This is a genomic window from Paenibacillus sp. J22P143 (assembly GCF_059692035.1).
Window position 1 is genome coordinate 693,619 of the sequence record NZ_JCAUAQ010000001.1, and the last position, 12,697, is coordinate 706,315.

Here is a 12,697-nt window from a genome sequence, read left to right on the forward strand (position 1 = left end):
CAAAGGTACTTCCTTTACCGCATGTGATGTATTGGCGGTTTTCATGCGTACGCCTCCTCTTATGAAACCCGTTTCATTCGCCAGTCTTGTGTAACTGTTGTCCCTAAAGTTAGTATAGATGATTTATAAAGCGCTTTCATTGAAGGAAACCTCTAAATATATAAGAAAACTCCGATGTTTCTATCTTCCATGCATAGCAAAAGGCTGTGAATTATAACGCAATTCACAGCCCCATGCCTTCTATATTTTACTGATTTCTTATACAAATCACAGAACTAACGAGCTATTTAATTCATATTTACGACTCACATCGAAACTCTTTGACTGTTTTCCCTTCAAGCTCTTTAAACACTTTACAGAAATAGGAGGTCTCTTGAAAGCCTGTTTTCTCAGCAACTTCATATACCTTCATAGAAGCATCCTGAAGCAGCAATTTCGCCTTGCGAATTCTACAGCGATTCAAATATTCTACGAATCTAAGCCCTGTCTCATTTTTAAACAAATTGGAAAGATAGTTCGCGCTAAGTTGAAGGTTTTCTGCCAACAGGGCTACCGTAATATCCTCTGCGTAGTGCGCTTCCATATAGGCAATGGCTGTTTGAATTTCTTTGCGAAATGGGACATGCCCCTTCGATTCACACATCATCTCTCTCATCCAATCCCGGAATAAGGGCTGCCACTGGTGAAAGGAAGGCATGGGTTCAAGTAAAATATTCAATTGTCGAAAGGTCACCTCCGCGCTAGGCGTAAACGTACCTCTTCCAATTGCCGTTGCTTTCGCTAGGATGGCCAACTCATGGAGATAGCTTTTCAATTCCGCCAATGGGGGCTTTCTTTCCAATAAAAGGTCAAAGAAAAGCTCCGTTTCCTTATCTACTTCAGCGAATTGTCCGCTTTGGATGGCCGACGATAAGGCTTTCATCGAAATCTCTTTACCCTCTGTTTCTGCGGGCTTCCTACTGGCGTAGGCATAGACTTGACCTGTCCCTTCATAAACCGATCGTTCAAGGGCAGCTTCTGCTTGCTTATACAGCATCGGCCAATCCTTTAAACCATACCCGATCGAACTGAGTCCAACTGTCGGGGCAGCACTCCCATGCATGTCCATCATGAACAAGGCTGATTGGCGCAGCAATTCCTCGTTGCACGTTCGCTCACTTTTTTCATTTGGCATATACGTTATAACAACAGATCTATGGTCTGAAATGGGAACGCGTACATGAGTACCTCCTAGTTGTGAAAAGAAGGTACTGTTGCCACCACTTATGTTACACTCACCTTCGATGAGGAGCACGGCTGTTGGTCCCTTGGACATCGGAAATCGAATCGCCTTTGCTTGCTCCTCCATCTCGTCAACAGTCTTCAACTCCCCGAATAGGAGCTTACGTCCGAGTAAATGCCACATTTCCTGCAGGTTCGCATCTCGAATTTTCGCTTGTCGCTTCTGATGTTGATCCGCTTCAATTTTCATATTCATTTGATGAAGCAATTGCTGCAAGGATTCAGGCTCCAAGTCATGCTTAAGCAAGTAATCCTCAGCACCTAGCTTTAAAGCCTCCTTAACGAAACGGAAATCATCGAAGGAGCTAAGCGCGACGATTTTGATCGAATCATCGTCTTGCTTCACCTTCTGGATCAACTCAATCCCATTCATCTCAGGCATCGAAATATCTGTCAGAATCAAATCAACATGCTGCTGCTGTAATAAATCAAGGGCATGTACGCCATTCAATGCTTCGCTCACAATTTGGAAGCCGTAATCTTCCCATCGAATAATCGATTTAATCGCATATCGGTAGATCGCATTGTCCTCAACGATCATGGCTTTCAGCATGTTCAGCCCACCTCTGTCGATTTATTTTATAGGGAATACGTACAATCGCTTTGGTGCCCACGCCTATCTCACTCTCGTAGCTAAGCCCATAGGAATGACCATAATAAAGCTGAATCCGTTCATGCACATTGTGAATACCAATGCCTGTCACACCAGGGACTGATTCTTTCTGTGAGGCCATTTTCACAAGATTCGAGGCTGCTGCCTCATCCATACCTTTCCCATTATCTTCTACGATCAGTGTTAAGACCTTCTCATCAACTTGTGCGCTTACCTGAATGAGACCCTGCCCTTTGGACATTTCGATCCCGTGAAGAATGGCATTTTCAACTAAAGGCTGCAGGATGAAATAGGGGACCTCACTCGTCATCCACTGCTCATCCACCTCATACGTGATGTGAAAGGCATCCCCGTAGCCAATCTTCTGAATAAAGACATAGTTCTTCAACTGCGTGATTTCTTGGGATAGGCTTTGAAATTCACCAACGCGCCGCACGGAAGATTTCAATAGGTCGATGACCGCAGTAACCATTCGCTCAATCTCTGGCTGTTCGTTCATCCGCGCGTACCATTTCACTGTGCCGAGGGTGTTATAAAGAAAATGAGGATTAATCTGGCTTCTTAACACAGTGAATTCCGCTTGCTGCTTGGCGATTTGCTCCTTGTACACAGTATTGATGAGGTCATTGATCCGAACGAGCATGAAATTAAACCGGATCGCTAGACTGCCGATTTCATCTTTCCCTAATGCCATTACTCTCACGTCAAAATTGCCATCTTCTACGCGTCGCATCGTCTGCTCTAGAATTTTGATATTCCGCGCGGCTGAGTTGGACAGTATGGCAGCGAAAATCGTTGAGATCAACACAGCTACTAACGAAACAAGGATGATAACGAAAACTAATACTTGTGTTCCTGAAAGCAAAACAGACATTGGAATAAAGCAAAGTACCCGCCATCCCAAGGTTGGTGTTCGTTCTTGCACGAATAAGTGGCTATCAGCGCCAGCAAATTCCACGGTGGCCATGGCCTCATCTTGTTCACTCAGTTCATTGTTAATACTTTTCTTGATGAGCCTGTCTGATTCAGGGGTGCCACCGCCTACCAGCAATTCGTTGAATGGGTTAAGAATCGCGATATTATTCTGCTTAATGATGGAACTCTCTCTGCCAAGAGACAGAAAATAGCTAGCATCAATACTGAAAATAATCGTACCTAAGCTGCGATCGATTTGATTCACATCAATGAAATCTCGGACTAGAAACACTTCTTTTTGATTCCGTAAAGAAGCTGACCATCCAACACTAAGTTGTTGCGATTGCAGATAGTCTTTCCCACTTACCGTCATGGAGGAAACATCCTGTTGACCCAGTGTATGATTCAGTCCCTTTTTATTTTCCCACCAATATAATTGGCCTTTGCTCGTTTGAATCATAATGGCATTCAAATAGGGATTGCTATTGCCATATTGCGCCAGAAGAAATGACATGCGACTTCGGAAAGCAGGGTAACTGTCACTCGTTACTTGCTCCCCTTGCTCAGCCACAATTTGCCGAATGCTCGTATCACTAAGGACATATACGGAGGATGTAAAGGCTTCCTTCGCTTTGCTTTCGATATTGTCCGAGACTTGATGAATCACTTGCATGGAGAGATCCTTCGTACTCGCCTCTATGAACTGGGTTGACGCATAGATCGCAGCCCCGCCGATGGTTGTGGAGATAAATAAAATGAGAATCATATTGGAAAGGAATAGCTTCGTACGAATTCGAAAATCATTGAACCGTTCAAATACCGACTGAATACCCACCATTCATTCCTACTCCTTACCACTTCTCATTTGGAGAGTGTACGAATTTGATTAAATGCCTTATCCAGCTCTTGCACCGTTTGATCCACATTGTGAGTCCGGTCAATGATGAATTTCGTAATCGCATTGAGGTACACCTTCTGCAAATCTTGATTGACGAAATCGATAGACATACTCGACCAATCGTACGTTTTCCCCGTTTGAATATACGTTGTGTCTAAGTCGATATAGGTGGGATCAAAGTCTTTCGGTAAACCTTTAATGACCGATAGTGCTTTCTTTCTTGTTTGGAAAATGTTGCCCATTTGTTGCGTTGCAAAAAGCTCCAATGTTCGTAAGGCGGCTTCCTTATGAGGGGATTTGGGATTAACAACAATGCCACCTGTCGACTTCAAGCCGAAGATCGCCTTGTTCGGGTCGGCCGAATAAGGGAATGCGAACAAACCCAAATTGCTGGATGGATTTTTGGATTTTACCCCATCAATCGTCCAAGTCCCGTTAATGATCATCCCTGCTCGCCCTTCCGCAAGAAGCGCTTGAGCTTGGTTCCAATCTGTATCAAATGGTCGTGGATTGACATAATTCAAGCGTTCACCAAAGCGCTGCAAAATGTCTTTGAAATGAATTTGGTCATCCGCAAAGGATGTTTTGCCTGCTTCAACATCCGCAATCCACGAGCGATTCCAGGCATGCTGATTCGCCAATAGATCTGCCGCGATGTCCCAACTAATCGTCCAAGCATCCTTATAGCCCGCGGCGATCGGAATGATCCCCACTTTTTGCAGAGCTTCACAGGCTTCTATAAATTGTTGCCACGTCTTAGGCGGTTCCTTCATACCGGCCTTGGCAAATGCCTCTTTATTGTATATAACACCAACACCATTCACATCGATCGGCAGCGCCCAAACTCGCCCATCGGCTGACTTCACACCACCAAGGTAACGCTCATCAATGTTAGCGAGGAATGGCTGATTACTTAAATCCATCGCAAAGCCTGTCCGAATTAAATCCTTCGCCGTATCTAAATTATCAATCATGTACATATCCGGCATATTGCCCGATATCGCCCATGTACGCAGCAAGCTCAAATAATTGCCACCATCAACACCCGTAATGGCGAACGAATACGAGGGATGCTGCTCAGTGAATAGCTGCGTACCAAAATCGAGCCATCTGCGTGCGCCCTCCTCATCAAAATGGTGAACCCATGAAAGTGTTTGCTCCATTGGTTGCACTTTGACAACATTCGTTTCGTTCTGCATTTGACAAGCCGTTAACCACATACATAGCGATACGACGAGGGTAATCCCGCGAAATTTCATTCCATCACTCTCCCGATGATAGCGTTTACAAACAATTCGAAAGACATCATCGTTTTCTGTTCTCACATGGAGGTTGCCGTACAATGACTAGAAGACTCTGTCTATTTACTATAAGTGGTTTATAACAAATAGAAAAGGGCCGAAAACCCTAAATGCGGGTCTTCGGCCCTTTTTATTGCGAGTCGACGCATCAGCGCTTAAGCACGGGCTTTAATTGCGCGATGATTTCCTCCATTTGCTTCGAGCACTGCTCGTACATCTCTTTGGCCTTTTTATTATTCGTGGTCAGTCCATACAACATCAGATCGCCTTCGCACTGCTTTAATGTGGCAAATAGGGTGGCTTTTTCCTGTGGCACAGGTACCATGATCTTGTCGTCAAACAGATCCACAAACAATTGGCCGTACGAATCAACTTGACCTAGAAATACATTTTCAATCGTAACACCGATTTTATCTAACTCCGATTTCAACCATCCCCGGCTAAATCCGATGGTAGCTAGGGCTTCATCCATGATTTCGCCGTCCATGATCACCGCTTGCGGCTCCTTCTCGGGCGCAACTTTAATCCCCAGAAGATTGGGAGTCAGCGGTTGGTTTTCGCGCGTTAATAGCACATTAATTTCTCCGCTTGGTTCCATGATTGCAAATTCAACATCGGCTACTTTAAATGCAGATTTTTTGCGCAATTGCTCCATGAATTCATCGGTGGTGAGACGTTCCTTCTTTAAATTATCTTCTAGAATCTTTCCGTCCCTTATCAACACAGTACCTTTACTATCAATGAGATCGCGCATCTTTTTACTTTTTAACTGCAAAAATTCAATGCCTAGCGAGCATGCGATCCAAACGCTTAAGGATACCAAACCTAGATACCAATTCGAATCCAAATCCAATGATATGTAAGCCGCAAGACTCCCAATTGTAATGCCGGTTATGTATTCAAAAAAGGAAAGTTGAGATATTTGTCTCTTACCCAACAGCTTTGTCATAAAGAACAAAACGACAACAGCTAATAATGTACGTAAAACAACTTCAAGCCAATTTGACACGCGGGATCCTCCTCAATATGAAAACAATATTCCAATTGTATTCAATTGTTTGTAGATCCCGTGAAATTTATGCAAGAAAAAGGAATTTATTCCAATCGTTTTGTCCCACGCTGAAGCTTCCAATAATGCAGGTGGCATCCATTATCATTGATCGCTCCGCCCCCGAATAATTATCTGCTTCTCTTCTCTCGGCCAAGGCATTTCGTACGATGGCGTGTTGACATAGCGCTCCATCGAAAGCCTCAAGCTGATACCAGTTCCCGCAGGAAGTGAAACGTGTAGCCATTTACCCTCAATTGAAATGGTCCCGCATACTTCACTTGAGGCTGTAGAGCCCATTGCGGTGGAACGACTCGTTCTGAGGCCAGGACATACGCAGGTAATTCATGATGATGAGATGTCATCAATATTCATCTCTCCTTCCAAATGCATCATCTTAGTTGAACAATTGCTGCCCTTGAAATAGTGAATACACTTTTTCTAGCTCTTCAGGCTCCAAGCCCTTCCCATCACAGAATGCCAAATTAGTTCTCAGTGAAGAAATCGAAGCTGTCCCCGTTAGAGTGACGTGAATGTCAGGGTTACTTAAACTAAACCTCATGGCAGGTTCAATCAGCCCTTTAGGCTCCGATTTCCGTAAGAAGCCTATCCTTTCCATTCGATCTTTGGCTCTTGCTTGCGTTTCATCGTCCAGAAAATGAGCTGGCGCATCAGCTAAAATACCCATCCCGAGCACACTGCCGTTGATCACTCCAACGCCCAACTTTTTGGCAAGAGGCAGCACTTCATCTTTGGCTGTATGATCCAGTAACATATAGCGAGCATAAAATTGGATGGAATCGAAGAGCCGCGTATCCATAAATCTCATAAGCAACGGTAAATCTCGTGTGGTTACGCCAATATAACGGATTTTCCCTTCTTGTCTGAGTTTTTGCAGCGCAGGAACCGTTTCGTTCACGATAAGCTCATACGGCTGACTCTCTACATCATGAAGTTGTAAAATATCAATCCAATCCGTCTGCAGTCGCTGCAGGCTATCTTCCACAGATTGGATCGTGCTGCTATAATCGTAGGTCATGTCCGACCTGACTGCTTTGGAAGCCAAGACGATACCGTCACGGCGACCTATCAGCGCATTGCCTATGCGGCGTTCGGATTCTCCTCGTCCATATAAGGGGGCGGTATCAATGAAATTAATACCCGAATCTATTGCTTCATGAATTAATCGCTGTACTTCCCCTTCATCCGTTCTGCCAAAATCACCGGCCAACGGAGCGCCGCCAAGGCCAAGCTTAGATACCTTTAATCCTGTTTTACCGAATATCGTATACTCCATATTATTACTCCTTCTTTTTATTGAAGGGAACTTTCCCCCCTCATTCAGATGTCTTTACACAATAATTACATTATTCTACTCTACGGTAATGACAACTGTCTGGTTCAGATTCGGCGCTGAGAATTGCTTTTACTTGAAGTGGCTCCCCTTTTGCTAAACTGGTGCGAACTGTCGGAACGATCAGGCGAGACTTGCTCGTGTATATCGAAATGGGCATTCATTTCCGCGTATTGACGTACAAGCTTCTTCCGAATGGGAAGCAGATTAGATTTCGCCATCTCCCGTTGCCGTTCATCCGAGTCCTCTGCTTTCACAGTCTCCATTGCCGCTTCGTACATAATGAGCGTGAAGCCGATTTGAGCCATCTTCAATTTGACACTACCAAGAAGCCGTTCCATCGGGATGGTTAGAAATCAATTCCTGCTTATACTCGGCCATGTGGATTACCTTGCTCTCCAAACGCGATTTTTCAGCTGCGAACGCCATCAGATGGCTTTGCACGGAAGTCCTTGCGCCTGTAAGCCCAGCCTCTTCTCCATCGCTTCTTACTAATCGGACAAAATCTCGCATAATGCCGTGATCGCCCCCGCCGTGGCCTTCCAAGGGCGAATCCAGCGAAATCTTTTCTTTTTCCCCGGTTATGAAGCTGGTGACCTCGATTTCATTCCGATCCATATCTGCTCTGATCTGACCGCGAGAGCCCATCAGCTTAAGCGATCGCCCTCCTTCATGCGTAAAAGCGCACATCGTGAAGGCGACAGTCACCTCATTGGCAAATTCCAGATTAACGACTTGATGATCCACGACATTGTTATCGCAATGGTAGACGCATCTGCCATATTGACCTTCTTTCAAAGCTTGCATAACGCCTTCATCGCTTGGATCGTTACTAACGACATTGCGCAGCACGACACCAACCCAATCGTCTCTCTCTAGGTACACTTTAGGCGCATAATAAGGGCACTCATCCTGTACCGGACAGCCGTCCAAACAGCGCAATGGCGCCCCTTCAGGCGCACTTTCGGAGCGAAAATAAGTGAGTGATCCGAATGAGGACACTTTCGTGCATTCGGCATCCACTAGCCATGACAAAATATCCATGTCATGACAGCTCTTTGCCAAAATCATTGGGCTGGAAGTTTCAGAATCACGCCAGTTTCCTCTAACGAAGCTATGCGCTTGATGCCGATGCTCTACATTTTCCGTATGCTGAATGGAAATAAGACGGCCAATCGCCCCAGCTCCTAACAACTGTTTAATCCGTGCGAAGAAATCTGTATATCGAAGCACATGGCATATTGAAAATACGCGATTATACTTTTCGGCGTATTCACCCATCACGACGCACTCGGTCGGATTAGGCGACATCGGCTTTTCCAGCAAAACATGATACCCTTTCTCCAATGCTCGAATGGCAGGCTCGTAATGCATTTGGTCCTGCGTGCATATCAAGACGGCATCAGCCAACTTCGGTCCTGCAAGAAACTGCTCCCAGCTCTCGAATACGTGCTCTTCCCTAACCGTGTGTGCCTCCTTGAAACGCTCCCTTCTCACAGGGTCCATATCGGCAACGGCTACAAATTTCACTTCATCCGGGTACTTCAAAGCATAAGTTGCATAAGCATCCGCACCTCGTTGTCCGGCTCCAATCAATGCTGCTGTTATTTTAGTCATGTGACAGAATTCTCCTTCTAGTGTTAAATTGAATAAAAGGGAGCTTGCACACACCAACATATTGAAATGTCACTGTATGTAAGCCCCTATTACTTAAAATTTGCGCTTCTTATTTCCCTCTAGTAAGCTTCCATGCATCGATTTGCTTCTGCTCTTCCGCGATAATTTTGTCGCTGCCGGCTTTTTTCAGCTTGTCGATGAATTCTGGCAAGAATTGTGCTGGATCAGCTGAACCCGTTGTCAACAACGGCATGTATTGCGCCGTTACGGTAGCTATTTGTGCAATTTCGGCTTTCACTGGATCTGGATTAAAACTGAAGCCCAAAATCGGTGATCCAACTGCAGTTTGGTTCATTTTAACTGTGGCGTCCGAAACGGCAGGACTCACAAAGTAACTGTTCAAAGAGTTACCAATTTCCCAATCGAAATCCGGAGCATAGCCGCCGTCTTTGATCACTTCTTTTTTGTTTCCATCTAATTTTTTATAATGTTTACCTTCAATGCCGTGAGCCAAAATATTGTATAGCTCTTTATCTTTAAATAACAGCTCCAGCAGCATAACCGCTCTTTCCGGGTTTTTAGATGTTTTGCTAATGCCGGTCATCGTTGCGATAATCGAGCTTGTCATCAAGTACGGTTGCGTTAGTTTAGCGATGTAGGCAGGTTTGTCGCCAATCTTTGGCGGATTAGCTGGGTCTTCTGGTCCCACATTACCTGCATTTATGCTGGCGTTTTTACCCGCTTTTCGATCAGCTTGAGCGTCGGCTAGCGTGGCAGCGTCTTTTCGGATATAGCCTTTTTGATACCAATCTCTCATCAAATTCACAAATGATTTGAATTCGTCGGATTCGAACTGATTAATGACTTTCAAGGAACTATCTGTTAATTTGACCGTGCCTGGAATGTATCGGCCTGCAACTTCATCAAAGCCGTAGGTAACAAGATTTGAACCAAACGTACCGTTTTTGTCTGTTTCATAGGGAACCAGATCTGGATTGTTTTGTTTGACTTGAGCTAAAAACGGCCCCACATCTTCCAACTTCTTCACACTGTCCAGTTTAAAGCCGTATTTATCTGCAAGATCCTTTTGGAACATCACAGCGTTCGTCATCGTCCAAACTTGATAGTTTGGAATCGCATATAATTTCCCATTGACCTTGGCAGCATCCCAGCCAATTTTTGGAATCGTTTGCAGTATGGTCGGCGCATACTTTTGCAGAAGATCATCTACAGGAATAAATGCGCCTTTGCTCACATTCTGATAATAGTTGTTCGCCCAGTTCGCCGTGAATGCAAGATCGTAGTTTTCGCCTGCAGCGTTCACGACTTGCATCTTCTGGTCAAAAGCGCCCCAATCGACGAATTTAAGATGTATCGTTGCATTCAGCTTTTCTTTCAAGATCTTGTTCATTGCAACTTCAACAGAAGCAACATCGGCTGGAGGCGTACTGTCTAAATACCAGGTCAATTCAGCAGGCTCGAGCTTGGGTGCAGTTGATGCCGCTGGAGATACCGCTGTGGAAGCGGCTGGTGCTGTCGATGGGCTGCTTGTAGTTTCACTTTTTGAACCACAACCTGCCAAAATGCTAGACATTGCTAGTCCAAGCGCAAGACTTACGCCCACTACTTTAAATGATTTCTGCATGATTAAGAAACCTCCCTGAGTTTGTTTTTCTATATTGCAACGGCTTTGCCAATTACAACCAACTTGTATAAGAATCTTAGCCTTTCACTGCGCCTACCGTTAGGCCTTTCACGAAATATTTTTGGAAAAACGGGAATACGATTAGAATTGGGCCCGCTGCCAAGATCGCAATGGCCATACGTGCGCTTTCATTAGGAAACTGGCTGATATCGATATTGACCGTATTCGGTTTGATACTGCTCGATAAATACTGAATATTGTTCATAATCCGATACAACATATATTGCAGCGGAACCAGTTTCTCATTATCGATATAAAGCAAGGCCAGCCACCAGTCATTCCAATAAATAAAGGCGATGAATAATCCTAATGTGGCCAAAGCTGGCTTCGCTAATGGCAGAATGATTTGATAAAAAATTCGCCACTCTTTCGCTCCGTCGATTTTGGCTGACTCGATAAGTGACGGCGGAATCTCGGACAAAAACCCTCTCATCAACAGCACATGCCACGGCATAATCACATAAGGCAAGATCAAGGCGAGTAGCGAATTATCGATGTGCAAATACTTTTTGATCAATATGTACCAAGGGACGAGCCCCCCGTTAAACAACAGCGTGAAAAAGATAATAAAGGACAGCGCATTAGCGAAGGCGAAATCCTTGCGGGACAAAACATACGCTAGCATGGCTGTAATCAGCAGACTGAGCACCGTTCCGAGCACCGTTACCGTAATGGATACCGAATAACCGGTTATCAGCTGACTCGGACTGTGCAGCAAGTAGTCGTAAGCAAAGGTCGTCATATTTTTCGGAATCAGCTTATAGCCTTCTTTGGCAATGTCTGACTCTGTTGATAACGAAATCGAAATCACATACAGCAGCGGTATTATGCAGAAGATGGAAAACAAGATAAACCATCCATGAATAAGTCCTTTCGCCAGCGACGCTTTCCGTAAATCCATGTTCTCCACTTCCCTTTTATTCTAAAAAATCGCATTTTCCTTGTTGATCTTTCGAACCATGTAGTTCACCGTCAGTACGAGCACAAGACCAACTAACGATTGATACAGCCCGATGGCCGTTGACATCCCGATATCGCCTGAAACCCGTAAGGCACGATACACATAAGTGTCAATAACATCCGTTGTGGCGTATAACGCCCCAGAATCGGCCGTCAGAAAATAGAACATTCCGAAATCGGAGTAAAAGATTTTTCCTACTGCCAAAAGTGAAATCAGCGTAATTAACGGCGTTAACAGCGGTAAGGATATATGACGAACCTGCTGCCACTTGGAGGCTCCATCGATCGCAGCGGCCTCATAATAACTTTTATCGATGCCCATAAGTCCCGTATAAAAGATGAGCGTAGAATAGCCGACGCTTTTCCATAAAAAAGCAAGACTTAATATAAAAGGCCAATATTTACTTTCCATATACCAATTGATTTCAGCAAATCCTAGCTGTTTAAACAGCTGATTGATGACACCCAATTGCGGGTTAAGAAGAGCATAAGACACATAACTAACTACAACCCAGGATAAAAAATAAGGGAAAAACAACGTCGTTTGATACAATTTGACCGCCTTGCGGCTCAATTCGAAGAGCATAAGTGCAAAAGCGATGGATACCAGATTCGTAAGGACAATGAAACTAAAGTTCAATAGAATGGTGTTTCGTGTGACTTGCCAAGCCGCATCCGAAGTGAAAAAAAACTTGAAATTATTCAAACCAACCCAATCACTGCCCCAAATCCCTTTGCCAAAATTATAATCTTTAAAGGCAAGCACTACACCGAACATCGGCAAATATGAAAAAATGATAACGAATAATAATCCCGGAAGCGCTAAACCAAATAATCCCCAATTGCGTGTGATTCCTCGCCAGAACGAATTTCGTTTTCTAGCTTTTATAGTTGGGTGTGTCATCACTTCTGGGTAAGCCATTATGTTCACCTCCTCTCTGTTGATCACATCGTACTTTAACCAGTTCAGAAATCCTAGTGTAAAAAGAGCGTTTTATTGCAATT

General features: G+C 44.5%; 11 protein-coding genes. All 11 read right to left on the minus strand.

Annotated elements, in window-relative coordinates; translation table 11 throughout:
• Nucleotides 1-298 precede the first annotated feature (298 nt).
• The 11 genes from AC58PQ_RS03330 to AC58PQ_RS03380 all read right to left on the minus strand — a co-directional run bounded on the left by AC58PQ_RS03330 (nt 299) and on the right by AC58PQ_RS03380 (nt 12,614).
• A complete protein-coding gene (locus AC58PQ_RS03330) occupies nt 299-1,834 on the minus strand; it encodes a response regulator (RefSeq protein ID WP_497240532.1) in 1,536 nt (511 codons plus the stop codon).
• Nucleotides 1,812-3,647, minus strand: a complete 1,836-nt coding sequence (locus AC58PQ_RS03335; RefSeq protein ID WP_497240533.1) for a sensor histidine kinase — start codon at nt 3,645-3,647, stop codon at nt 1,812-1,814. The genes AC58PQ_RS03330 and AC58PQ_RS03335 overlap by 23 nt, the downstream gene beginning before the upstream one ends.
• 23 nt (nt 3,648-3,670) lie before the next feature.
• Entirely contained in the window at nt 3,671-4,966 is a 1,296-nt protein-coding gene (locus tag AC58PQ_RS03340) for an ABC transporter substrate-binding protein (RefSeq protein WP_497240534.1), read from the minus strand.
• A gap of 190 nt (nt 4,967-5,156) precedes the next feature.
• The gene (locus AC58PQ_RS03345) at nt 5,157-6,017 is read right to left on the minus strand and encodes a DUF421 domain-containing protein (protein WP_497240535.1); all 861 of its coding nucleotides are present in this window, start codon (nt 6,015-6,017) and stop codon (nt 5,157-5,159) included.
• Between the two features lie 242 nt (nt 6,018-6,259).
• Nucleotides 6,260-6,424 (minus strand): hypothetical protein, encoded by a 165-nt coding sequence (locus tag AC58PQ_RS03350; protein WP_497240536.1) that lies wholly within the window; start codon nt 6,422-6,424, stop codon nt 6,260-6,262.
• Between the two features lie 29 nt (nt 6,425-6,453).
• On the minus strand, nt 6,454-7,353 hold the full coding sequence (locus AC58PQ_RS03355) for an aldo/keto reductase (RefSeq protein WP_497240537.1): 900 nt from the start codon (nt 7,351-7,353) through the stop codon (nt 6,454-6,456).
• Between the two features lie 104 nt (nt 7,354-7,457).
• Complete coding sequence (locus AC58PQ_RS03360) at nt 7,458-7,724, minus strand: hypothetical protein (protein ID WP_497240538.1); 267 nt, start codon at nt 7,722-7,724, stop codon at nt 7,458-7,460.
• A gap of 7 nt (nt 7,725-7,731) precedes the next feature.
• Nucleotides 7,732-9,027 carry a Gfo/Idh/MocA family protein gene (locus AC58PQ_RS03365; protein ID WP_497240539.1) on the minus strand — a complete coding sequence of 432 codons (1,296 nt, stop codon included), beginning with the start codon at nt 9,025-9,027 and terminating at the stop codon, nt 7,732-7,734.
• 109 nt (nt 9,028-9,136) lie between these two features.
• A complete protein-coding gene (locus AC58PQ_RS03370) occupies nt 9,137-10,672 on the minus strand; it encodes a DUF3502 domain-containing protein (RefSeq protein WP_497240540.1) in 1,536 nt (511 codons plus the stop codon).
• A 76-nt stretch (nt 10,673-10,748) separates the two neighbouring features.
• Nucleotides 10,749-11,633 (minus strand): carbohydrate ABC transporter permease, encoded by an 885-nt coding sequence (locus AC58PQ_RS03375; protein ID WP_497240541.1) that lies wholly within the window; start codon nt 11,631-11,633, stop codon nt 10,749-10,751.
• Between the two features lie 21 nt (nt 11,634-11,654).
• Entirely contained in the window at nt 11,655-12,614 is a 960-nt protein-coding gene (locus AC58PQ_RS03380; protein ID WP_497240542.1) for an ABC transporter permease, read from the minus strand.
• Nucleotides 12,615-12,697 lie beyond the last annotated feature (83 nt).